Here is a 25,335-nt window from a genome sequence, read left to right as displayed (position 1 = left end):
CAAATGATACATTGAAGAATATGATTCTGAAAGGAATGGCTCTATTGGACAGATATGCACCCGGAAGAGGCAATCCCTCTTTGGTTTCGCTGAAACTATATAACTTTTTCATTTATGGAGCCATTTCAATCTTCGCCGGTTTTCTTCAGTTGTATTTGCAGGAAATCGGGATGACCAAATTGGAGATTGGCAGTCTGATGGCGATTGGTCCGTTTGTATCCTTGTTCGCTAATCCGTTCTGGGGATTCTGGAGCGATAAATCACGCAATATTCGCATTATTCTGATGATGATGATGGGTGGCACCTTTGTACTTGCTCAGGCCGTATTCTATGCGCCTACGTATGCCTGGATTTATGCAGCCATGATCTTTTTTTATTTTTTTCAAAGTCCGTTGTTTGCCCAAACCAACAGCCTGATTCTTGGTTATATCGATGGCACGAATCAGAAATTCGGTACGTTTCGTCTTTGGGGATCGCTCGGCTGGGCTCTAACCGCTGTGGCTGCCGGACCGCTGATTGACCGCCTGGGAGCGGGCAGCGTATCGATTGTCTTTGCCTTCATGATTGTCATTGCCTTTGTCTTTGCCCTGTTTCTACCCAGACAGCCGATCGCTTCAGATACACCTGTAGTGAGCTTTCGACGTTTCGGCAGGGTGATGTTCAATCCGTACTTTATGATCTTTATCGGGCTTGGAGTGCTCGTTTCCGTACCCAACGCCATGAACAGTACATTTATGTCATTATACATCGTGGAAATGGGTGGCGATAAACAGATGGTTGGCTGGGCCATCTTCACATCATCCATCCTTGAAGTGGGTGTATTCTTGCTCCTGGACCGTTTTCTCAAACGCAAAATGAGCATGCTTCTCTCATCTCTCATACTAATCAGTCTGTTGTTCGCCATCCGCTGGCAGCTCATGGCCTTAGCGAACAATCCGTTAGAGATTGTGTTCATTCAGCTCATGCACTCGATTACGTTCGGCGGGTATTTCTATGTAGGAACCCAGCTGACGATGCTGTTCATTCCAAGGCCGTACCGTTCCTCTGGTCAGGCCGTGTATACAATGGCCTGGGGCGGCCTCTCTGGTGTCATTGCCGGCCTGTTCGGCGGCTGGCTGTTCCAGAGCTTCGGTGCCGAAGTAATGTATAACATCGGGGTATTCTTCTCCCTGATCGGTGCTGTTGGTTTTGCAATCATGTGGCTCTCGAACCGCCGCAATGGCTATCAGCCAACTGTGTTGACGGAAATGGGTGAAAGGTAATTTTTTGTTGGCAAAGGTTGAACCTTTCAAGATTTACACTGGAGCACTACGAGGACAGAACAATCTTTCGATCGCTGTTATCCCCGGATTTTTTTGATTCCCTTTCTATAAGGGTAAAATCCGGTGATAAAGGCGACCGCTACGCTTCTCCAGCTTTATTCTGTCCTCTCCGTTATGGTGTAAATAACAAAGTTCAAACAATCAAACAAAAGATTAAGAATAGTAGTAATAAAGAGAAAGGCATCTCCATTGGCATGTTGCCCTGGAGATGCCTTTTACGTTTATAGATTTAGGTTTACAGCTTAGGCGTATAACCCTAACTTGTTTTCTCACCCTAAACCTCTAACTTCACCTATTGTTCTACCTTTGTACTTAACCTTATGCTTTTGGCAGTTGGAACGAGCTTTTCAGGGATACGACCCGGTTAAATACCGGACGGCCTGGCTCGGAATGTTTCGGATCAACGCTGAAGTAACCATGACGGAAGAACTGGAATTTATCCTGTGCTTTCGCTTCCTTCATCTCTTGCTCCACAAACCCTTGAACGACTTCAAGAGAGTTTGGATTCAATTGATCCAGGAACGTTTTCTCCGGTTGCTCTTCCAGCTCTGTTTCCTCTTCAGCATCCGGTGCTTCTGCGGCGATCAGAGGTTCATACAGACGGAATTCAGCAGGTACCGCTTGGCTTGCTTCCACCCAGTGGATGGTACCTTTAACTTTACGGCCTGTGAATCCACTGCCGCTCTTCGTTTCCACATCATAGGTACAATGGATTTCAGTCACATTGCCTTCTGCATCCTTGATTACATCGTTACATTTGATGAAATACGCATGTTTCAGACGAACTTCGTTGCCAGGGAACAAACGGAAATATTTGTTCGGTGGATTTTCCATGAAATCGTCTTGTTCAATATAAATCTCACGGGAGAACGGAATTTGGCGATTGCCCATCTCCGGGTTCTCCACATTGTTCTCTGCTTCGAGCCATTCCACTTGCCCTTCAGGGTAGTTGGTAATGACTACTTTGAGCGGGTGCAGGACAGCCATCGTGCGCGGAGCTTTCAATTTCAGATCTTCACGTACAAAGTGCTCCAGCGTTTGCAGGTCGATGACGCCTTGGCTTTTGGAAATGCCTGTTTCGAATACGAAATCACGAATGGCTTCGGGTGTATATCCCCGGCGGCGCAGACCCGAAATCGTTGGCATGCGCGGATCATCCCATCCATCCACATGGCCTTCATCCACGAGCAGTTTCAGCTTCCGTTTACTTGTCACCATTTGCGACAGGTTCAGGCGGCCAAACTCATATTGATGTGGTTGGTTCTCCATCTCACATTCGGCAATAACCCAATCATAGAATGGACGTTGATCCTCAAACTCCAGGGAGCAGAGGGAGTGGGTTACTCCTTCAATTGCATCTTCAAGTGGATGTGCGAATGCGTACATCGGATAGATGCACCATTTGTCACCCGTATTATGATGATGTGCATGAGCAATACGGTAAATGACCGGATCACGCAGATTGATGTTCGGTGAAGCCATATCAATCTTGGCGCGCAGCACTTTCTCACCGTTCTGGAATTCGCCTGCACGCATCCGTGTGAACAGGTCCAGATTCTCTTCTACAGTGCGATCACGGTACGGGCTGTTCTTGCCCGGCTCAGTGAGCGTTCCACGCATAGCACGGATTTCGTCAGCGCTTTGGTCGTCGATATAAGCTTTGCCTTTTTGGATCAGCAAGACCGCGCGGCTGTACATTTCATCAAAATAATCGGAAGCAAAACGTTTCTCGCTCCACTCATATCCAAGCCATTTCACGTCTTCCTGAATCGATTGAACATACTCTACATCTTCCTTGACCGGATTTGTGTCATCGAAGCGCAGATTTGTTTTGCCGCCAAATTCGCCACCCAGTGCAAAGTTAATCCAGATCGCTTTGGCATGGCCGATATGCAGATAACCGTTCGGTTCCGGAGGAAAACGGGTAATGACTTCCTGAACTTTCCCTGACCGGAGATCTTCGGTAATAATATTTTTGATAAAGTTAGGTGGGGTTGTACGATTGTCCACAGGTATCAAACCTTTCATGAATTGATTGGAGCTTTCAGGAATTGCAGCAATTCCGGCTAAAATTCCTTTATAACGAAGTCATTTCCTGAAAAAATCTATTTTCTTGGAAAGTTTCGTACGCGTTTCATTTAAATATACCTTTAACGAGGGAGGAGTTCAATAAATAACGCCCCAAAATCAGGATCAGTTACACACAAGATAGGCCCAAAACCATTTTGACGGGTTCGCACGAATCATGTAGCATGATAGAAAAACAGAATTTAAGGGAGGGTTTCCCATTGAACGCGCTAAAACTGTCCAAAGAACAACAGGATGAAGCCATACGTACCATCCAGTCGTATTTCGAAGAGGAACGCGGCGAAGAACTGGGCGATCTGGCAGCTTGGGGTGTGCTGGATCTTTTCATGACCCAGTTGGCTCCCTTCATATATAATCAGGCACTGGGTGACGCCCGTACTACGGTGAATCAACGCATGGCCTCGATGGAAGAAGACCTGTTTGCATTGGAGCGCAAGCTACCGAAGAATTCCCGATAAACCATTATTTTAAAGAAAGAAGGTTGCACTCATGTTTACCTATTCATTGGATGAATATACCGAACTCCGCCCACTTGCCATGGAGCACACCAAACCGTTGTTCGAACTCACGGACCGCTCGCGGGACCAGTTGAGGCATTGGTTACCGTGGGTGGACAACGTGACCGAGATTGAGCACACTTCAAATTTTATCAGCAATGCATTGAAACAGGGCGCTGACAACGGCGGGTTCACCGCAGGTGTCTGGCTGAAAGGCGATCTTGCCGGCATCATCGGCTTCCACGAAATCAACTGGACCAACCGCACGGTAAGCATCGGTTACTGGCTTGGCAAAGGTTTTGAAGGTCAAGGCTTGATGACCAGCGCATGCCGCGTTCTGGTGGACTACGCTCTCGTCACCCTGGATCTGAACCGTGTCGAGATTCGCTCAGCAACCAACAACAAGCGGAGCCGGGCCATCCCTGAACGGCTTGGATTCGTCCTTGAAGGCGTTATTCGCCAGGCTGAGAAACTGCCTAAGGGCTATGTTAACCATGCGGTGTATGGCATGCTGCAGCATGAATGGGAACTTTTACGCTAATTAGACTTACATAATTTGAATGGTTGGAGGACCAGCTTCCATTACGAATGACGGCCCTCACAATGCATACATCAACCCTTAAAGCCCCTCCTACTCCACAACACGTGGAGAATAAGGAGGGGCTTATCTTATTTGCGCATTTATGCATCCATATAACTTCGAATCTCTCGATCCGACTTCTTCTTAGAGCGCACGTACCATGCCACCGTCCACTACAAGAGATGTACCTGTAATGTACGTATTCGCTCCTGATAAGAGGAACACAACTGCTTTGGCAAACTCCTCGGGTTGACCATAACGTCCCAGTGGAATTTCCTTACGGAATTGTTCGGCAACTTCTTCCTCAGTTATTCCGTTCTGCTCTGCACGTGCAGCATCCAGTTCATGTATCCGATCCGTACCAATTCTACCCGGTGCAACCGTATTAATCAGAATGCCATATGGCGCGAGTTCCTGTGACAAGGTCTTGGCTAATCCGAACACCCCCGTACGGAACGTATTGGACAGAATCAGACCGGGGATCGGCTGCTTCACAGAGGTGGAGGCAATGTTCACGATATGTCCGCCATTCTCCTTCATGTAAGGGAGCGCACCGCGAATCAGTCTGACATAGCTAAGTACATTTAATTCAAATGCACGTTCCCAATCTTCATCCGTCAATGACTCGAATGTTCCTGAAGGCGGGCCGCCTGAATTATTCACCAAAATATCAATCTGTCCAAACCGCTCGCCTGTCTTGCGAATCAGGGCATCAATATCTTCCTTGCTTGTCACATCGGTTGCACAATATTCGATACGTCCACCGCCACCCAGCGCCAGCAGCTCCTGCTTCACCGCTGCAAGCTTCTCTTCGTTCCGGCTGGCGAGCATGACATCAGCTCCTTCTGCCGCCAATTGAGCGGCTACCGCTTTGCCCAGTCCTCGACTGGATGCAAGCACCAGCGCCTTTTTACCCCGAAGTCCCATGTCCATTGTTGTTCCTCCTTCGACTCTGTTCTATCCGTTGGCCCGGATGAAATAGCTCATAAGAATATCGTCCACATAATTGCCTGCAATATAAAATTCCGACACCAGTCTGCCTTCCGTCACAAATCCGCACTGTGTATAAAAAGCAATCGCCCCTGGATTGCTGGATAACACCCGCAACCTAAGTTTGATGATCCCTTGTTCAAAGGCATGCTGTTTCATCGCATCCATCAGTGCTGTAGCAATACCACAGCGCCGATCACGGGGATGAACAGCGATATTAATCTCGTATACATGGCGGTTAACAGGCATTCCTGTTGGCAGATAAAAGCCCACATAACCACATACCCGCTCTCCCTGAACGGCAATCAGCTGACTGCCTGGAGGACAATGCTGCAAATATTGTTGTCTGGATCGCCACTGAAACGGGGCCGGAGAGGTATGCTTATCCCATACCAATGCATCCAGCTCCATCAGTTGGGCGGCATCTTTGATCTCAGATGGTCGAATGGTGTACGTATGGCTGATAAGCATAAAAGTTCAACCTTTCGTGCAATAGTCGATAACACTGCGCAAAGCAGCGTTAGAAAAAACGGCTTGTTCCTTACTCATTTCGACATTTTGCAATTGAATACGTGCAAAATGCTCCTTTGCTTTATATTGTAGCATAGCCTCAGACTTGACTAAAATTTCACTCAGTGGAAAGAAATGAACACTTAACCTTGCCGTAACGTCATCGTTTATACTGAATTGATAAGGAGGTGCATGTGATGAACATCAAAGAAGCCGCGGACAGACTCGGCATATCGGCGAGAGCTATTCGCTTTTACGAGGAAAAAGGACTGATCTTCCCCGTCAAACAGACAAGTAACGGATATCGTACATATACCGAGAATGACATCTGGCGGCTGCAAACCATTGCAGCTCTGCGTGAAATCGGGATGTCACTTCAGGATATCACCCAAGCGCTCGGAGAGATTGACCAAGGCAATCAGCAGCGGCTGGAAGAATATCTGGAGCTGCAGCAGGCGGTCATGTATGCCCAATGGGTTGAGCTCAAGCGCATGCTGGATACAACCCAGCGCATGATTGATCTCAATCGCCAAGACGGGCCACTGGATGTCAGTCATCTGCATGATCTTGCAGACAGTGCGCGCCGTCTCAGGGAAGCCCGGCAGAACTGGCATGACCGCTGGAATTACGATATGCAAGCAGCCATCCACGATCAGCGGGTACAGGCGGCGAATGGTCGTCTGCCAGGACAAATTGCCTCAAACGTCAGCATTGATTCGAGACCTGGAGCTATGCAAGCAGCGGTTGAGTCGGATCGAAAAGGCGGACCAGATCATAACGGCGATGAAATCCATAGCCAGAACAATAGCCAGACAGCACACAGTCCAAACAGCGATACAACGTATACGGAAGATGCAGGATCAGGATCGGGAGAATTAGGAGTAAGAGTAGGCGCAGGACCGTTCAATATATATGAAAACTATGACGAGGCGCTGGAGCAGACAGCAAGCTGGATATCTCCTGTGCCCGGCGAAAAAGGACTTGATATCGGTACAGGCACGGGAAATCTGGCTGGCAAACTGTTAGAGCGCGGCGCAGCGATGACCGCCATCGATCAATCCCGAGAGATGCTGCGTACATGCCGCACCAAATATCCAGAGATGCATGTGAAGCTTGGCAACTTTCTGGCGTTGCCTTTCGCCGACCATTCCTTCGATTTTGTCGTATCCAGCTTCGCCTTCCATCATCTGAGCCCAGACCAGCAGCAGTTGGCGTTACAGGAAATGCAGCGGGTGTTAACTACACGTGGACGAATCTGTCTGACAGACCTCATGTTTGTTGATGCAGCTCACCGCAAGACGTATATCCAACAGACTGAGGCAGCAGGTCATGAGGACCAGTTACAAACGATAAAGGAACGTCATTTCCCGCTGCTGGACGGCCTGTGCGGCTCGCTGGAGGACGCAGGCTATGTGACGAAACATATACGCCATAATGCGCTTCTGCACACGTTGCTGGCCGTTCCATTGCGTTAGAATGATCATCGTATCGTAACGAGTTCCCCTGATCTGCCAATAAACCTTCTCAAATAAAAAAAGGTCACCCTGCCTGTTAAGGAGGATGACCTTCCACTCTAGTGAAACATCGAGCTTGTATTGAAATTACATATAAATTTCAACAATCGTGCGCTCCGAAGCATTACGCGCTTGTTTGAATTCATCCAGCGCGATACGAGCCCCACCTTGACGGTAACGGTTCGCCGTTTGCTCGGTGCGGATGTCCTTGCCATTTACCGTTACACGGTTAACCGAACCTTCGTTCAGATGGTAGATAAATGTTACCGGCTCTCCTGCATATTCGAATTCGAATTGCATGCCATTCAGCTCAGCCGGCAATACAGGGTCAATAACCAGATCTCCGCCTTCCTGACGAATGCCAAGTGCGTTCGAGATCAGTTGGTTCATGTAGATTCCAGGGCCGCTGGAGTAGATTCTCCATCCACCTTTCACCTGTACTGTTCCTTTGCGTAGTTGGTCAAAGTGCTCCTGCGCCTCGTAGCGCGTGTTGAACTTGCCGTCGGAACTGCTGAAGTACGCGTTCGCCTGACGAATCTCCGCATTAGGTACAACTTCGCCGATGCCAACCGGGTTAATCATGGCAAGACCATTCCACACCTGATCCGTCTTACCGAGCTTCGCCATCGCTTCAACGTAACGGATATGAGCGTGTACATACTGCAAACCGATCTCGCGACCGAAGTTGGACGCTTGCTCTGCCCGTTTGAAGTGAGTGCTCACACCACCTGCATATTGAGCTGGACGATTCATCAGACGTACCCCATCCGGGCACAGGAACTGCTCACGAATCAGCGCATAATGTGACTCAGCCTGTTCTGCATTCAGCAATTCACCGATCATGCTGCGCGTCATCGGCAGAAGGCGATATTGAATGCCTGTCTCCGTATCTGTTGGGTGAAGCATCAGCTTCGCCTGATCCGCTTCTTCCATGTATACGAAACCTGGGATCACATCTGTACCCAGCATGTAACGATTAAAGTCTTCACGGATGCCTTGAGCCAGAACGTCCAGCTCCTGTGCAAATCCAGCGTCTTTATGTTGCAGCGCTTGTGCGAGCACATTTACAGACTGATAAGTCAAAGCAACGGTCCAGCTGCTCACCATATATTGTTTGAGCTGTGCATTAGCTGGCTGGAGTGTATCATCCCAGTCCCCATCACCGTAAGAAGACAGGAATGTGTCGTGCAGGAAGTGTGAGCGGATATATTCGATCTCTTTTTTCGCGTGATCCAATACAGTCGCTGTTTCTTCCGTGAATCCGAAGCTGTGCTTAACGGTATAAGGCACTTTCTCATCCAGAATCGCATAGTCGCGAGTCGCTGTCAGGTAGTCCGCCAGCACTTTCAGCGGCCATACGATGATGTCACCGTGGCTCTCTTCCTGCTGAATTGCAAAATACTTGTCGAACATAAACCATTGCGGCCAGTTGCCATCATCTTCATATTGGTGGGTGTATACCATTTTGATGATATCGCGAACCTGCTCGTATTTTTGCGTTGCCATGAAGTATTCAACCGGACCTTGGCATACATCCCGAGTACCCCATGCGGCACCGCCGTACTGCTCCAAACCGTGAGGCACGGAGTAGTGAACCAGCATGTTGTGTGTGTACCACCAAGCCAGTGCGTTCACTTTGAACAGATCCTCTGCACTTTGGCCTTCACCACGAGACAAACGGAAACCGTTCATTACACCTGCGAAGAATTCACGGTACGCCTGCACTTCCTCTTCAAAAGTAAGACTGGATCCTGCTACGACAGAACCGTCTGCTTCGTTTACTTGACCTTCCAATACGCCTTGTACCTTGAGCGTCCATTCTGCACTCTCTTCCAGACTAAGTGTAACCAGCGATGCAGATCCACTGCGAATACCACTCGCCAGCAACGTTTCGTCTCCAACATTTACGGCTGCGCCATCCACCGACATGCGGTATTGCAGGTCAGGATACGTTCCAGCACTAATCGCTTGTGGATCAGCCTTGAAGATCAGCGTGTTGCCATCTTGCGTCATATGCAACGGATACTCGTATTCATTGACATTCATCGTAACTTGGTTGGTTACCAGGTAGCGATATGCTTTGCCACTAGTTGAGCGCACGTTCATGCTCACTTCAGTCGTGTGTGCTCCAGTGTAGTTGGTCACGATAATGGTATCCGATTCGGTTTTGTAGATCCAACGCACATAGTTGAAGCCAATCTCGAACAGGGAAGGCATCGTCAGCAGACGATATTGTCCATCCATTTCCACATAAATGCGTTGTCCAGCCGTCTTCGGCACGTTCAATGCGTTGCGGGCATTACTGATCATTTTATTAAAATTGGTGTTACCAATAACGAGTTGTGAGTTGAAAATACCGTACATATACGATGTCGTCGTAATAACCTGCGCACCAAGCTGTACATTGCCACCACTCATCAGGATATGGCCGTGCGGACGCTCTACGAGCAATTCTTTCGCTTTCAGGACGATATGTTCATAACTGCCCGTGAAGAAGGATAACAGTGAATCACCGCTACGCTCTTCCTGATGACGGTCAGGGAACAGATCATTAATCTCATCTTGTGTCAAATCAAGCGCAGCAAGCGGTTCACCCAAGAAGGATGACAGTTTCACTTGTTCCAACGTCTCGCCTTGCTCCACAGTCAATGCTTGTACTTCGTTCCATGCTGCAGTCACTTCATCCCCGAATTCCAGTGCGGAAATTCCGGCAGGATGATCTGCTTTGGCCAGTCCGTAGAAGACCACTTGGGCTTCCCCGTCCAAGCTTACGCGCTCCGATTGCAATGCTGTGTAGGCAAATTCATACTGGTACGTCTCATTTGCCAGTGTGTTATGGCTCAGGCTCTCTGGCTGGTTCGTTTCCTTGTAGGACAGACCGAAGAATTGGAATCCGTCTGTAGAGTAACCAATTGCCTTAGTCAGAGAACCTTGTTGCATGTAAGGAAAAGCACCGCCTTGAGGCTGGTTTTGACGGGAACATACCACATATCCCTTCGCTTCATCCTCGAACACCGTATGGTCAATGTACTGTGACAGATAGGCTTCATTGCTGCGTACTGCACCTGGATCAGCAAGACCTACATCTTGTCCATATACCACGTCAACGTTATGTTGTCGTCCTGTGAGCTTCACATCCCAGAACCAGACACCTTGCGTTGTGGCGGTAAACACAACCTGATAGCCAATGCCTTGTTCTTTGCCTTCAAGTTGTACTGTACCTTCCCAGATCAGTTGATTGCCGGAATTCGCTTTGCTTGTGATCACTTTGCTGTTCGAACGCACACCCAGCAGTGGGAACGAGCTGATTTTCTCTCCCTCGTGTACACGCAGATACAGGTTATTTAAAGATCCATCGATCTGGTTGCTAAGCAATTGATTCAACATGGTCGTACCAGATTTAGCTTGGTACAGGTCCCCACTGTTCAAAAAGGTAAAGGATAAATCCCCGGCAGTCAGCCGGATTGGTTCATTAATCATCGTTGTCATACTATTCACTCCTTCAATTAGTATAAAATCGAAACGTTTCGATAAATCTGAAAAAGAATAGGGGTCCTCTGCGAAATGACCTTTGTCTGGCCATTCGGACGGTGATCCCCATCATTCAACTCTTAATTCAAGAGGGCCAATCGCTTTTACAACCACGCGAGTTAGAAAAGAACAACTCCTCAAATCTAGACTGACCGGATATGGTATGACTTCTGTAAGCAGTATCCAAGCCATATCCCATCCGACGAGTTACTTCCTAGGCCGGCTGGTTTCCTGACTCTACCTGTACCGATCGTACAGACTCGCGCTCCACCAGATCAATGGTTAACGTATACGATGTATTCACAGCTTCGCCGTTCAGCATCTGGAAGAGCAAATGTCCTGCCAATGAACCTGCTTCATGCTTGGGCTGCCGCACCGTTGTAAGCGGAGGATGAACATATTCGGACAGTTGAATATCATCAAACCCGATTATCGAAATGTCATTCGGTACCGAAATGCCGCTCTCTTCAAATGCTTTCAGTCCACCAATCGCCATTTCGTCATTCCCGTAAAATACAGCAGATGGAAGCTCACCCTGCATAACCATCATCTTGGTTGCACTATATCCGCCCTCACGTACAAAATTACCGCTTAGACGCCATTTGGACTTCTCTTCAAGGCCCGCCTCCTGCATTGCTCGCAAATATCCTTGATAACGCAGAGCATTATCATAAGAATTGGCTGGGCCGCTGATATAGGCGATGGTCTTATGCCCCTTCTGAATGAGGTGACGTGTAGCCAGGTAACCACCTTGCTCCCCGTCCACCAGCACGTTGACCAGATGGCTGCTCGACAGCTGCCGATCCATCACAATGATAGGGAAACGTTCCCCTGCAGATTCCACCAGGATATCATCATGGATGTTATGAGCCAGGATAATAGCGCCATCCACTCTTTTTTCTCGCAAGAAACGAACCGCTGTGGAGTCGCGTCCTCCCATAGAGCTGCAAGCAATCAGATCATATCCGTTAGCCAGCGCTACGTCCTGTACGCTGCGAATCAATTCGGAGTAATACGGACCCGACAGATCTGTAAGAATCAACGCAATCGTGTTCGTCCGGCTCCGTTTCAGGTCCATGGCAAAGCCGTTTTTGCGATAATTCAGTTCCCGTGCTGCCGCCAGCACTTTTGCCTTGGTCTTGGCACTTACCTTGCTGTCCCCATTCAGTGCATAGGAAGCGGTCGAGAGCGCCACGCCTGCCAGCTTTGCCACATCCTTAATCGTTGCCATTCCACGTTCGCTCCTTCTAACTTTCTTGTTACCTATCATTTTATACTGTAAATGGTTGCAACAACCACTCATTCCTATGCATTATCCATTAGAAATGGCATCAATTCTCATTTATCGAAACGTTTCGAAGTGTTTTCAAAAAAAAATTCTCTTCACGTCTTTTAAGCATCACTGCTGAATCATATACCCTTTTATTGTACATATAGCTTGGTCGATTGACAACATTTCAATATTGGACAAGAGCAAGAATTCATTATAAATCACAATGAACACGCCTGTAAACCATAGATTGAAACGTTTCGACATTTTCATTATAGTCGGTGTTGATAGCGATTTCAACCTCTTTATCCATTTTTCACAGAAATATGTGCAGGGAATGATTCGTGGGGTCCCCATTACACCTTTGTGGTATTATACTGCTTATTAGTCCAATCCTCTATAAGGAGTCCATTAAGTTATGAGCAATCTGGATCTAAGCTTTCATAAATCATCCCTGAACAACCCCGGCCGCTTGCAGCCAATCACAAACGTGCCTCCGGCAATGTTCAAGCTGTGTCATCTGGTGCAGCTCCATGATCGGGAAGCCTTCTCCCGTATCGATGAGCTGTGGAGCAGCAAGCACGTTCTTTATGTCATCACCTCTGGTCAGGCAAGACTGATCAGTTCAAATGGTCAATTGATGGTAAATACCGGCTCTGCTATCGTACGCCAAGCTGGAACCCTACTTCAGCATGAAAGCAAGCGTGGTTCCCTTTCACCGGTTCAGGGAATTGCAATGGCCTTTGATTTTACAGATAACGAACAAAGGCTCTGGCCATTCGGACATCCTGTTTCCGTTACGAGCCGTCTTATTGCCGAGCTGATCTCCGAGTTGGTTCAGTCCAGCTCGAAACGCGATGAGTCCGGACCATTCAAACCTCATATGCTGTTTTATCAGCTGCTGGATACGTTGCGAGATCATGCTGTGCGTTTGGCTCATGAAGATCATTCCTGGCTGGACATCGTCATCGCACACATCCATGAAAGAGTTACTCATTCCTTTACGCGTGAGCAATTAGCGAAAGAGGTTAATGTGAGTCCAGAGCATTTTTCAAGAGAATTCAAGAAGTACACCGGACTTACGTTTGTGGAGTATGTTACCCGGTTAAGAATTCGAATTGCCCAGGAACACCTGCTGTTTGCCAATCCCACATTGCATGAGCTTGCGCAGTTGACGGGATACAGAGATACCTTTTATTTAAGTCGAAAATTTAAACAAACGGTAGGTTGTGCACCGACTCTCTATCGGAGAACGCCAAAAAAAATCGCAAGTCTTACATACAACTATACCGCTTCCTTGCTCGCACTGGGCCACATCCCGCATCTGGGTGCCGTTGCAGGATGGATGAAAAGTAGACTTATTGAAAATGGACAAAACCAATTTGATCAGTGTTATGAGCATGATCTCATTAATCATCCGGATCTAATCGCAGACGCTCATCCCGATGTCATCCTTGGTTATGCACCTCATTCCGGCATGGATGAATTACGGCAGATTGCACCAACGATTTTGATGCCTTTTGAGGAACTTGACTGGCAGGAGCAATTCATCCATTTGGGACGTATCACGGGTCTGGAAGCCAAAGCACGTGCGCTGTTAGACCATTATGATATGCTTCAGCAAGAGGCCAATCGTACACTCGATCAGATCATGGGTGAACGGGGTTCAGCGGTATGCATATTCATGATTGGTGAGAGTGGAGCATACATCTATGGTCACGGATGGGGTAGAGCTTCTCATATTTTGTATCAATCGCTGGGCTTCACCCCTCCTGCACGGATGAAGAAGGATGGACAACTGCTCACAGGTTACATCCATGTTCCGCTAAATGAAATTCATTTGTATGCGGCAGATCATATTTTTATTGATTATGCCAGGGAATCATCAGAGCAGGATGCTGTAGACAAGCTATTTGCTCAGGAGTCCTGGAACACCTTGAGTGCGGTCCGGGAAGGGCGCCTGTACGAGATTGATGCGGATATGTTTTATGGATTCGACCCCATCTCGATTATGGAACAGTTACAGCACATCATGCACAAACTGACATCACATCTGTCCATGCATTAGTCATCATAGATGTCCATGTACAAATGTTACGTCATCCTCTATGTTAGTAATGAGAATAATAATCATTATTGATTATATACACAGGGGGAACAATTATATGTTTGCTGCAAAAAAACGCTTTTCCGGCTTGCTGATCATGCTCGCCATCATCATGATTCTGGCTGCCTGTAACAGTGGTACGGGTTCCGGCACAACGGAACCAACAGCGGCGGGTTCAGAATCGACTACAAGTTCGACCGAAACAAATACCGATTCTTCGGGTGCTACGCGGATCTACAAGTCATTAAGTGGAGATGTGGAAATTCCGGCTGAACCGAAACGGATTGTTACGGATATGTACGTAAGTGATCTGCTCGCACTTGGTGTAAAGCCCGTTGGCTCTATTAAATATTATCTGGAAAATCCATTCTACGCCGATCAAGTGGAGGGCATAGAGAATATTGGCGACCGGGGTGCCGTATCCTTGGAGAAGGTCGTCGCGTTGGACCCGGATCTGATCATTACCTACTCTGATAAAGCTGAAGAAATTGAGAGTTATCAAAAAATCGCACCTACCGTGGTCATTCCCTACGGCACGTTTACCAATGTGGAGGATGAAATACGGGGCTTCGGAGAACTCATGAACAAATCCGAAGAAGCTGAAGCCTGGCTGAAAACGTACGACGAACGTATTGAAGCCGCTCGCGCCAAAGTAAAAGCAGTCATTAAACCGGAGGAAACCTTCTCCATCCTCGAAGTATCAGACAAGAGCTATTATGGCTATGGAGACAACTTTGGTCGCGGTGGACAAGCCGTTTATCGCGCTTTGGAACTTACACCACTCGAAATCACCAAGAAAGAACTGATGGGCGATACCCAGTGGAAAGAGATATCGCGTGAAGTCGTTGGTGATTATGCAGGAGACCATATCTTCCTGACCGTAGGGGAGAACAACAAAAATTACCAAGGCGATTCCATCTGGCAATCGCTCCCGGCTGTGAAAAACAATCAGGTGTACGAATTACAGGAAGATCGCTACTGGTACTTCGATCCGATTGCAATTCAGAGTCAGGCTGAAGAATTCGCTGATATGATCGTAGAACGTGCACAGCAAAATCGTAAATAACATATGAGAGATGCAAGTGTCTGGTCAGGCTATGGAACCTGTCCGGGCATTTGCGTTATATGGAGGAGGACTTACATATGCTTCGCCGTTTTATGGCCTATTATCGTCCTTATCGGGGACTCTTTATATTGGACTTCTCCTGTGCGATTCTGGCTGCACTGCTGGAACTTGCGTTTCCCTTGGCTGTAAACAAAGTTGTCGATCAGCTGCTTCCCGCAGGCAACTGGTCCATGATTTTATCAGCCTGTGCCGGATTGTTGGGCATCTATCTGCTCAGTTCCTTTTTCCATTATGCAGTCACCTATTGGGGACATAAGCTGGGTATTAACATCGAATCCGATATGCGGCGGGAACTGTTCCAGCGTGTGCAGAAGCAATCCTTCCGCTTTTTCGATAACAACAAGACGGGGCACCTCGTCTCTCGCATGACCAACGATCTGATGGATATTGGTGAGATTGCGCATCATGGACCCGAGGATCTATTCATTGCCCTGATGACGTTGGCCGGAGCCTTCGGCATTATGCTCGGTATCAACTGGCAACTGGCTGTCATGACCTTCATCATCGTACCGCTGATGATCTTCCTGTCCCTCTATTTCAGCCGCAAAATGTCCAAAGCGTTCAAGCGTATGTTTGCGGATATTGCAGACTATAACGCACGCGTAGAGAACAATGTGAGCGGAATTCGTGTAGTACAGGCTTTTGCCAATGAAAAGCATGAAGTGAAACGTTTTGTCGAAAATAATGAACGCTTCCGTCTTACCAAACTGATTACCTATCGGATTATGGCGTGGAATTCCTCGCTCAGCTTCATTCTGATGAAATTTGTCTCGCTGTTTGTACTGGTATGCGGTACGTGGTTTGTCATTCAGGGCAGCATGACCTACGGAGAATTTATTGCCTTTGTTATGTTATCCAATGTGTTTCTTGGACCGATTCAACAGATCAATTCCGTCATCGAAACGTATCCCAAAGGCATCGCTGGATTCAGACGTTACCTGGAGCTGCTGGAGGCCGAGCCCGATGTGGATGATACTCCACAGGCCAAACCATTCCCGCATGTGAAAGGCGACATCGCCTTCCATGACGTTTCATTTGCTTACGGCGAACACAAACCTACCTTGGATCAGGTCAATCTGGAAATTCAGGCAGGACAAACGGTTGCGCTGGTTGGACCTTCGGGTGCCGGCAAATCTACACTATGCAGTCTCATTCCACGCTTTTACGATGTGGATGCGGGGCACATCTCTATTGATGGGATTCCGGTAAAGGATATGACACTGGAGTCGCTGCGCTCTCATATCGGGATTGTGCAGCAGGATATTTTCCTGTTTGATGGGTCAATCCGTGAGAATATTGCCTACGGCAAACTGGATGCACCTGATGAAGAAATCTGGCAAGCCATCCGCAGGGCCCAACTGGAAGAGCTGGTACAATCTCAACCGGAAGGACTCGATACTCTAATTGGTGAGCGGGGCGTCAAATTGTCTGGAGGACAGAAGCAACGTCTATCCATTGCTCGCATGATTTTGAAAAATCCGCCGATCCTCATTCTGGATGAAGCGACCTCCGCACTTGATACCGAGACGGAAGCCGCCATTCAGCTGGCTTTATCCGAGCTGGCACAAGGACGTACAACGCTAATCATCGCCCATCGACTGGCAACGATCAGACACGCCGATCGTATTGTGGTTGTGGAGAACGGCGGCGTAGCCGAGCAAGGCAGCCATGATGAACTTCTGGCGCGTCAGGGCTCGTATAGCCGATTACATCAAGCCCAGTTTGGATAGGTTGCAGATTATTGTGGATTATAAAGTTTAACGAATTTCAGTCACGTTATTCCCGCAAAACCTGCGGCAGGACCGCCTAACTGTGGAAATTGGCGCTAATAACACGCGCTCAGTTCGTTAAACAGTACTAACGCTAAAAAGGGATGTCCCTCGTCATGTTCATGACTTATGGGACATCCCTTTTCTTATTCAGATCCTAATCTGTGATAATCACATCAGGAATAGGATTTTATTTTTTGACCGCATGGATAAAATGGTTTGTTTCGAAGGCAGATAAGTCATCTGTACGATTGCTGAAATATCGATCCTGTATGTCTTCTGGCGATAGGTGCTCATATATGAGAAGTCCCACATCCGCCAATAACCGCTCCATCTCATCGTAAGTGAAGCAGGATTGCATCGGCTCGCCCCCCATTGCAGCCATCTTAACCATATTTTCAACCCGGTTAAACCTTCCTTTTTCCTCAAAGAGATGCTCATCTGCATAATCCAGCACAATGGAGCTACCCGTTGGAAGATTCCAAAATACATGTCGGAGCAAGTTGGACAGATCTTCTTTGGTCAAATAATACGAAACGCCTAATAGAGTAACCATCGTCTTTCGCTTCTTCAAGCCTTCCTTAGTCAAACGTTCATACGAAGGCTCATGGGTAAAATCCATTGGCACCAAATGAAGATTGTCCGGCATGATCAACTTGGCCTGGTTCAGACGCTCCCGCTTGAATTGCTGTGTAGCTGGATAATCCACTTCAAATAGTTCTAGAGTGTCCTCCAGTTCCGGATGCCTCATAGCAAATGTATCCATCCCCGCGCCAAGAATGACAACCTGCTTCAATCCCAACACAACTTCATGAAGCAGTACATGCTCACAATAGGCGGCCCGAGCCAGTGTTATTGGTGATAACTGCACCTGGGTAATCCATTTTAAAATCGTATCCGGCTCGTCCTTGATCAGATGAGCCATGTCCGGGTTAAAAAAATGGATACCTTGAATCATATTCTCGCGAATACCCGCAAACTCTTGAGGAGTAATAAGCTCTTTAGCTATATAATCATCGAAAATAAGAGGTGTATCGTACTGGCAGTGGTAGGCTCGGCCAAAAGCCGAAATCAAGGATGTGATGCTGGACTCACTTTGCTTCATATTTCATCCTCCCGTACAAACAAAAATAAGATTCCCCCTGGCCAGGAGAACCTTAGTATATACGGAATATTTTAATATGTAAATTATAGAATAAAAACATTTTTTTGTCAATCTAAAATTACAGAATGCTCCGACAGATTAAAGCGGCTTTCTTTGCCCCTCCACTCCAATCTGTCCTCTTCCTCCCTCATAGCACTCAATCAGAAAAAGCTAAGCGTCCAATCCGTACTCCTTCACTTCACGATTGCGGTTCAGTACCGCATGCAGTACAAAGCCAAGCACCGCAATAACCGCCGTGCCAGTCGCAAGCCACGCTACAGGGATCAATCCCTGTTTGTCGTACATGACCCCCATTGCATACGGTCCGATAACCCGTCCGACCGCACCAATCCCACCGGATATCCCGATGTAGAAGGGTGCCGATCTTCCTGCGTGCTCTGAGATGAATGCCGGGGTAGCAGGTGAGATCAGCATTTCCCCAAAGGTAGCCAGTACCATCGCAAGCACCATCCCCGGATAGCTATACATGGTGATCATGACGATGTAAGCCATGCCATAGAACACGGCACTTGCAGTCATCTGAGCAGTCGATGTACGGGCCATCGTGCGCTTAACCCAGCTGGTAAAAGGTTGTCCTACAAAGATCAGCACCCCATTCAGGGTCCAGAGCAGACCGTACATTCTTTTCTCCATACCCTCGGAAATAATATACGGAGACACACCCGTATTCCAGATAGAATTACCGAATAGCAGGAACAGCACGCCCAGGCTCATGAACAGATATAACCTGGTGTTGCCCAGTAGCGCCCAGACGCCCGGCCCATCGGGAACCGTTTTGCGTTTGGTCAGATGTACTTCGCCCTGATCCGGTTCTGCCCGCGACAGATAATACCAGAAGAAAATCGCAAACCCGGCGGAGGTCACCCCGTTCAGTACAAAGCTGAGGTGATAGGAAAAGTCAGCCAGAAAACCACTGAGCGCTGTACCAATTGCCACACCGATATTGTTGGCGACATAGATCACATTGAACAATTCCCCACGTCGCTCCGCAAACCGGAAGCCAATAAAGGCTTGAATCGCTGGCAGCGACAATGAACTGAACAGGCCGATCCAGCCCATGGCACATATAAACACAACCCAATACGCACTAATCCACGGCAGAGCAAACAGCCCTACCGCATTTAACGCCAGCGATCCGATGATCAGCTTCTTGACGCCCACCCGGTGGTACAATGCACCACCGAGCAGTTGCCCGAAGATGCCGCCCAGCGACTGGATCAGAATAACAAACCCCGCGTTCGCCATCGTGCGTCCAAGCTCGTCAAATACATACATCGTGGTCAGCGGCCACATCAAGGCACTGCCTGTCGCATTGACCAAACTTGCCAGCAAAAATATTTTCACTTCTTTTGGATACGTATCCAGCCATCTCATCATCTTGTTTATTCTCCTTAGTACCTTCAAAAAGCATATTGCCATAAAAAATAGACCCTTGCCCTGACGGCATAATTAGCCAGAGCGAAGGCCACTTGAATTTAGAATTTAGAAATTTGATTTCCGAATCTTGCTCTTTATCATTCTGCTTACGAACTATCCATTGTTCATCTTACCTGAAAAGATCCGATCTGCAAGCACATTCATTGACGCTTCACTTCGACAGTGGCCGAGAAGAATGTTGCCCCATTCCCCATGTCGGACAGACGATTAGACGTGAGCGAGTTCGCCCGCTGTTTTTTGCCATTACCATCCCACCATAAGCCTTGACTAATCACCGTTCCTGGCAGCATGGATTCACTCACTTTGGCGGTTAGCTCGATCCGGCCACGGTCGTTCCATACGACCACCGCATCCCCGTCTTCCACCTGTCTGCGGGCGGCGTCCTCCGGGTGCATTTGCAATAATGGCATCTTCTCCAAACGTTGATGTTTGGCCGAATTGGCAAAGGTGGAATTCAGGAAATTATGGTTTGGCGGCGACAGAAACATCAGCGGATAAACATCCGCAGGTCCAGCCGGGTTTTCCCCGTCATACCCCTCCACGAGTGCACTATACGTAGGCAACGGAGGCAGTCCCTTCTGTGCCATCGTTTCCGAATACAGCTCGATTTTCCCCGAAGGCGTGGGCAACTGATCCAAATAGGAGTCATGTGCAGACATATCCAGCTTGACGAAATGATGCTGCTTCAGCCCTTCTAAGGTTACTCCGTTCATGTAGGGATTGCCCGTACCCTGAAGTGCTTCCTCGATCATCTGTTCCGGTGTCTCACCGAAAATCTCCGGATCATACCCCATCGCCTGTCCAAGCAAAGAGAACAATTCAACATTACTCTTGCTCTCACCCAAAGGCGCAATGACTGGCTCTTGCAAATGAACATACTGATGCCAGTAGGACGTATACAGATCCGTCGTTTCAAATGAAGATGTCGCAGGTAGCACAATATCCGCGTATTTTGCCGTATCCGTCATGAACAGGTCATGGACTACCGTGAACAGATCCTCCCGTGCAAAACCTCGCTCCACCCGCTCGGTATCTGGTGCCACCACCAGTGGATTGCTGCAGTAGACCATCAACGCCCGGATCGGCTGCTCCGCCTCCAGCAGTGCTTCGCCAATCCGGTTCATGTTCACCACGCGCGGCTCCGGGTTCTGTCGCAGCTCCGGACGCTCCAGCGCATCGCTATTCGTGCTCGCGTAGCTGTTGGTACGAATGGCACCACCGCCGCGCTTTAGCCACTGGCCTGTAATGGCAGGCAGACAGGCTACGCTGCGTACGTTCATGCCACCGTTGTCGTGATGCTGTAGGCCATTGCCGATATGAATATGAGCTGCCTGCGCATTGCCATACAGCTCAGCCAGCTTCACGATGTCCGCTTCCGGCACACCTGTAATACGCGAAACGCGCCCCGGGGTGTAGCTGCGGACATGATCACGCAGTGCCTCATGGCCAACGGTATACTTTTGCATAAAAGCTTCATCCGTCAACCCCTGCTCGAACAGTACATGCATTAATCCGAGTGCCAATGCGCTGTCTGTACCCGGGTAAAGTGGAATGAACCAGTCTCCCCATTGGGCGGTCCGATTGCGATGGACATCAATAACGACGATTTGGGCGCCCTTTTTGCGGGCTTTCTCGGCCAGAACAACCTGATGCATATTGGTGCTGACGATGTTTCCTCCCCACACCAGAATGACATCCGCATGCTCTGTATCCTCGGGCAAGGTTCCCCGGTTCGCACCCATCGTATATTTCCACCCGGTATTTCCCGCTGCATTACAGATGGTCTGTTCGAGCTTGCTCGCACCTAATGCATTGAAAAATCGACGATCCATGCCGTCCACACCAAGAATGCCCATGTTTCCATAGAAACTGTAGGGCAGGATGCTCTCCGGTCCGTAGGTATCTGCCAGCGAACTAAATTTCGCCGTAATCTCGCCGATGGCTTCGTCCCAACTGATTCGCTCGAACTGGCCTTCGCCCTTGGCTCCGATGCGTCGCATCGGATATTGCAGCCGCTCGGGGTGATACACCCGCTCCGTCATATTTCGGACTTTGTTACAGATGGCGCCTTTTGTAATCGGATGGTCCGGATTGCCCGCTACCTTCACGATCTTACCGTTCTCCTTATGAAGCAGCAGGCCGCAAGTATCCGGACAATCGAGCGGGCAAACTGCCGGGAATACGCCATTCTCCTGATCGATCATATACAAGTCCCTCCCCCTTCAAAGCTATCCTCATATCATATCTTCTTCCTGGTAATCGCGTAAAGAGAACAGTCTTTTTTTAACGCCACAACCGCTCCAAAATTTTTTTTAAAAAAATCTTTTTTCCCTTTGATTCAATCTCGAAATTCAGGGGTAAATTAAAAATAAGGCATTAGGCTAGTGTTTCCCCACTTCCTCCTCATGCCATATCATGGACCACTCCCGAAATTCGCCATGAACAGGTTTCGTTCCCCCGAACCTTGTCATGGCGAATTTATTTTGCGTGGATATTTTTTTGCAAAAAAAAACGATTCTTTTCCCGCCCATCACAGCAGACAGCCATGACTTGAACGAGATCAGAATCGCCTCCTGTTTACTTTGCATTCGTCTTTCCACTCGTTCTCGCACTCGCACCACGGTTACACCGCTAACTCGGTTACTGTGCAAAATGCCGCTACGCCTGCTTGCTCCACATCGGTCTGGCTTCCGACTCCACAGGCTGGGCCGCCGCCATGGCCATCTCAGGCTTCACTTCCGGCTCATGCTTGCGCAGGTACACCATCCAGTAAGCAGCTGCAACAAACAGCGCCCCTCCCGTCAGGTTGCCAAGCCATACCGGAATGAAATTCATGACGTATTGTCCCCACGAATAATGCCCTTCAAAGATCGCAGCAGGAATCAGGAACATGTTGGCGACAACGTGCTGGAATCCAATAGCTACAAAGGCCATCGTTGGGAACCATATGCCCAATACTTTTCCACTCATCGTATCCGATGCATAAGACAACCAAACCGCGAGAGCTACCAGCCAGTTACACCCGATCCCGGATATAAAAGCCTGAAGGAAGCTGTCGTCCAGCTTGTGTCCAGCCATATCCACCACTTTGGTCAAATAAGCCCCCTCTGCCGTCAGACCAAGCACATGCCCAAACGCATAGGCCACAAAGATCGCCCCAAGGAAATTACCTATCGTTACTAAGGTGAGATTCTTCAACATGTTGCCTGCGGACAGTTTACGTGCAATCGTCGCGAGTGGAACAGCCATCATATTACCTGTCAGCAGTTCCCCGCCGCCAATCAGCACCAATATTAAACCTACCGGGAACACTGCTGCACCAATCAGATTAACCAAGCTGCCCCATTCGGCCGGAGCAGAAGCAATAACCCGAATATCCAGCAGAAATCCAAGCGCGATAAAAGCGCCTGCCAGAAAACTGAGTATCAATACGGAGGACACCGGATTTTGAGCTTTCTTCATCCCCGTATACACCGTATATTGTGCAACCTCAAGAGGTGTTTTTGCTGCCATAACGATCCTCTCCTTCACAGTTCATGAACATCATAATTCAACTTGTTTGGTTGATATATTCATTGTATCGCGAAGGTTTCAAGAGGTTTGTTACTTTTATCACAAAGTCTGAAAACTACATTTTAATATTTCCGTTGTATGTTGCTTGGTGTGCAGAAAAAATAAAAAAAGAACTACCGCATAATGAATGCGGCAGTTCTCAGATAATATGGTTATACCATCGCTGGTGTTTTTACTTCTACTGGAGGCAACGCCTTAAGACCAGCCGAGTTCAGGAAGTTCCACGGTTTGTTGTAATGTGGTTGGAAGAAGAAGTCGATGAAGGCCAGCTCATCCACCGTCATGTTGTTCTGGATACAGACAGAGATCGTATTGATCGACTGTGTCAGATCAGCCTGTGACATCACCTGCGCACCAACAATGCGGCGTGTAGCCTGTTCATAGATTACTTTGAGCAGCAGCTTCTCTGCCGTTGGCATGAACTCTGGACGGTAAGCATCTTCAAGCGTTACAGCTTCAACCACCAGACCCTCATCCGCAGCAGATGTTTCCGTCAAGCCTGTTCCTGCAATATTTTGCTCATAAATTTTAATTCCTGATGTGCCTTGTGTACCCATATAGCGTGTCGTCGGACGAACAAGATTCCGTGCTACGAGTGTACCCATCCGCACTGCGTTGGTTGCCAGTGGAATGTACGCTGCCTTGCCAGTTGGGTTGTAATGAATTGCACAGCTGTCTCCAGCAGCGAAGACGTCTTTTTGGCTGGTTTGCATATATTTATCCACGATGATTGCACCGTTCGGCAGCATATCCACTTGGCCTTTGAGCAGCTCGGTATTTGGACGGAAACCAATGCACAGAATAACGAGGTCTGTATCGAACTCTCCTTTGGATGTAATGACCTTGTTCACTTTGCCATTCTCTCCGGTAAACTTCTGAACAGTTTGGCCCAGCGCCAGCTTGATGCCGTGTCCGGTCAACGTTTCTTCAATGGCATCCGTGAACTCGGGGTCGAGATATTTGTTCAAGATCCGGTCCACGCTATCGATCAGTGTAACTTCCTTGCCGTTCATTTGGAAAGCCTCCACCAGCTCAATGCCGATATATCCGGCTCCTACCACAGTAATACGTTTGGCATGCTTGGCTTTCTCAATAATCGTGTTGGAATGGTTATAGTTTTTGCAAAGTAAAATGTTGTCCATCTCGATGCCTTCCAGCTTCGGTACGACAGGCCATGAACCCGTGGTCACGATCAGCTTGTCGAAGGTATCTTCGAATTCTTCCCCTGTTTTCAAGTTTTTAGCCTGAAGTTTGTGACCCGCAGCATCTACTGACGTCACTTCATGAAGCATTTTGGTAACGACACCGAGCTCGGCCAGTTGGTTTGGCGAAGAATAGAACAATCCGTCTGGATCTTTCACCACGCCACCTACATAAAGCGCAATGCCACATGATAAGAAGGAGATGTTGTCATTGCGCTCATACACTGTAATGGTAGCATCCGGGTACAATTTGGCGGTGTTAACGATGGCTGCGGTTCCTGCATGTGTACATCCGATAACTGCGATTTTCATGATAAGGTTCCCCCTTGGAGTATATAAATAAAAAATTGAATTTAACGTCATTGTGGTTGTGAAATATTTCACTTCTAAATGAATACTGCTTATGTGATTTATTTCACTTTGTACACTTATTATAATGTGATATTTTTCACATTGCAAGGGGTTAATCAAAATAAATTTTTCGGATGTGGTTTATTTACGATCAAGCGAGTCATCGACTCAATCTCCATTGACTTCAGTTTTCCCTGCTTATGGCTGGTTTATGCTCAAAATAAGCGTAATAACTACTGAGGAGACACTTATATGAAGAGGATATTTGCACTAAAAAATTGTATCAAAAAAAGCCTATCCTCC

General features: G+C 48.1%; 18 protein-coding genes. 7 read left to right on the top strand and 11 right to left on the bottom strand.

The window, feature by feature from the left end; genetic code table 11:
- Window positions 1-35: 35 nt before the first annotated feature.
- The gene (locus gpAD87_RS26890) at window positions 36-1,262 is read left to right on the top strand and encodes an MFS transporter (protein ID WP_064642065.1); all 1,227 of its coding nucleotides are present in this window, start codon (window positions 36-38) and stop codon (window positions 1,260-1,262) included.
- A gap of 378 nt (window positions 1,263-1,640) precedes the next feature.
- On the opposite strand, the gene gpAD87_RS26885 is transcribed toward gpAD87_RS26890, so the two are convergent.
- Window positions 1,641-3,350, bottom strand: coding sequence for a glutamine--tRNA ligase/YqeY domain fusion protein (locus gpAD87_RS26885; protein ID WP_162842457.1), 1,710 nt, complete (start codon window positions 3,348-3,350; stop codon window positions 1,641-1,643).
- Window positions 3,351-3,610: 260 nt separating this feature from the next.
- Between gpAD87_RS26885 and gpAD87_RS26880 the strand changes: the two genes are divergently transcribed.
- Together gpAD87_RS26880 and gpAD87_RS26875 are read left to right on the top strand one after the other, a co-directional pair.
- Window positions 3,611-3,868 carry a DUF2164 domain-containing protein gene (locus gpAD87_RS26880; RefSeq protein WP_090808970.1) on the top strand — a complete coding sequence of 86 codons (258 nt, stop codon included), beginning with the start codon at window positions 3,611-3,613 and terminating at the stop codon, window positions 3,866-3,868.
- A 31-nt stretch (window positions 3,869-3,899) separates the two neighbouring features.
- Window positions 3,900-4,448 (top strand): GNAT family N-acetyltransferase, encoded by a 549-nt coding sequence (locus gpAD87_RS26875; RefSeq protein WP_063566926.1) that lies wholly within the window; start codon window positions 3,900-3,902, stop codon window positions 4,446-4,448.
- A 183-nt stretch (window positions 4,449-4,631) separates the two neighbouring features.
- Here gpAD87_RS26875 and gpAD87_RS26870 read toward each other — a convergent pair whose 3' ends face one another.
- Window positions 4,632-5,420, bottom strand: a complete 789-nt coding sequence (locus gpAD87_RS26870; RefSeq protein ID WP_064641848.1) for an SDR family oxidoreductase — start codon at window positions 5,418-5,420, stop codon at window positions 4,632-4,634.
- 24 nt (window positions 5,421-5,444) lie between these two features.
- Window positions 5,445-5,948 carry a GNAT family N-acetyltransferase gene (locus tag gpAD87_RS26865; RefSeq protein WP_064641847.1) on the bottom strand — a complete coding sequence of 168 codons (504 nt, stop codon included), beginning with the start codon at window positions 5,946-5,948 and terminating at the stop codon, window positions 5,445-5,447.
- Between the two features lie 236 nt (window positions 5,949-6,184).
- On the opposite strand from gpAD87_RS26865, the gene gpAD87_RS26860 reads away from it, so the two are divergent.
- A complete protein-coding gene (locus gpAD87_RS26860) occupies window positions 6,185-7,462 on the top strand; it encodes a methyltransferase domain-containing protein (protein WP_064641846.1) in 1,278 nt (425 codons plus the stop codon).
- A gap of 126 nt (window positions 7,463-7,588) precedes the next feature.
- Here the strand turns inward: gpAD87_RS26860 and gpAD87_RS26855 are convergent, their stop codons facing one another.
- Both gpAD87_RS26855 and gpAD87_RS26850 read right to left on the bottom strand, forming a co-directional pair.
- The gene (locus tag gpAD87_RS26855; protein ID WP_064641845.1) at window positions 7,589-10,990 is read right to left on the bottom strand and encodes a GH36-type glycosyl hydrolase domain-containing protein; all 3,402 of its coding nucleotides are present in this window, start codon (window positions 10,988-10,990) and stop codon (window positions 7,589-7,591) included.
- 256 nt (window positions 10,991-11,246) lie between these two features.
- A complete protein-coding gene (locus gpAD87_RS26850) occupies window positions 11,247-12,263 on the bottom strand; it encodes a LacI family DNA-binding transcriptional regulator (protein ID WP_064641844.1) in 1,017 nt (338 codons plus the stop codon).
- 457 nt (window positions 12,264-12,720) lie between these two features.
- Between gpAD87_RS26850 and gpAD87_RS26845 the strand changes: the two genes are divergently transcribed.
- The 3 genes from gpAD87_RS26845 to gpAD87_RS26835 all read left to right on the top strand — a co-directional run bounded on the left by gpAD87_RS26845 (window position 12,721) and on the right by gpAD87_RS26835 (window position 17,265).
- On the top strand, window positions 12,721-14,370 hold the full coding sequence (locus gpAD87_RS26845) for an ABC transporter substrate-binding protein (RefSeq protein ID WP_064641843.1): 1,650 nt from the start codon (window positions 12,721-12,723) through the stop codon (window positions 14,368-14,370).
- A gap of 97 nt (window positions 14,371-14,467) precedes the next feature.
- Window positions 14,468-15,475, top strand: coding sequence for an ABC transporter substrate-binding protein (locus gpAD87_RS26840; protein WP_064641842.1), 1,008 nt, complete (start codon window positions 14,468-14,470; stop codon window positions 15,473-15,475).
- Between the two features lie 77 nt (window positions 15,476-15,552).
- A complete protein-coding gene (locus gpAD87_RS26835; protein ID WP_064641841.1) occupies window positions 15,553-17,265 on the top strand; it encodes an ABC transporter ATP-binding protein in 1,713 nt (570 codons plus the stop codon).
- Window positions 17,266-17,494: 229 nt separating this feature from the next.
- On the opposite strand, the gene gpAD87_RS26830 is transcribed toward gpAD87_RS26835, so the two are convergent.
- The 6 genes from gpAD87_RS26830 to gpAD87_RS26805 form a co-directional block, all read right to left on the bottom strand.
- Window positions 17,495-18,409: a class I SAM-dependent methyltransferase gene (locus tag gpAD87_RS26830; RefSeq protein WP_064641840.1), complete on the bottom strand. Its 915-nt coding sequence runs from the start codon at window positions 18,407-18,409 to the stop codon at window positions 17,495-17,497.
- 210 nt (window positions 18,410-18,619) lie between these two features.
- Window positions 18,620-19,843 (bottom strand): MFS transporter, encoded by a 1,224-nt coding sequence (locus gpAD87_RS26825; protein ID WP_064642063.1) that lies wholly within the window; start codon window positions 19,841-19,843, stop codon window positions 18,620-18,622.
- A gap of 203 nt (window positions 19,844-20,046) precedes the next feature.
- A complete protein-coding gene (locus tag gpAD87_RS26820) occupies window positions 20,047-22,110 on the bottom strand; it encodes a molybdopterin-containing oxidoreductase family protein (RefSeq protein ID WP_157258577.1) in 2,064 nt (687 codons plus the stop codon).
- A 177-nt stretch (window positions 22,111-22,287) separates the two neighbouring features.
- Window positions 22,288-22,557, bottom strand: coding sequence for a hypothetical protein (locus tag gpAD87_RS26815; RefSeq protein WP_157258576.1), 270 nt, complete (start codon window positions 22,555-22,557; stop codon window positions 22,288-22,290).
- A gap of 7 nt (window positions 22,558-22,564) precedes the next feature.
- Entirely contained in the window at window positions 22,565-23,419 is an 855-nt protein-coding gene (locus tag gpAD87_RS26810) for a formate/nitrite transporter family protein (RefSeq protein ID WP_063566914.1), read from the bottom strand.
- 212 nt (window positions 23,420-23,631) lie between these two features.
- Window positions 23,632-24,993, bottom strand: a complete 1,362-nt coding sequence (locus tag gpAD87_RS26805; protein ID WP_064641838.1) for an FAD-dependent oxidoreductase — start codon at window positions 24,991-24,993, stop codon at window positions 23,632-23,634.
- Between the last annotated feature and the right edge of the window lie 342 nt (window positions 24,994-25,335).

This window comes from Paenibacillus sp. AD87 (genome assembly GCF_001659845.1).
GTDB lineage: Bacteria > Bacillota > Bacilli > Paenibacillales > Paenibacillaceae > Paenibacillus > Paenibacillus marchantiae.
Note: the sequence above shows the minus strand (reverse complement) of the source record. Positions and strands in the feature narration are given on the sequence as shown.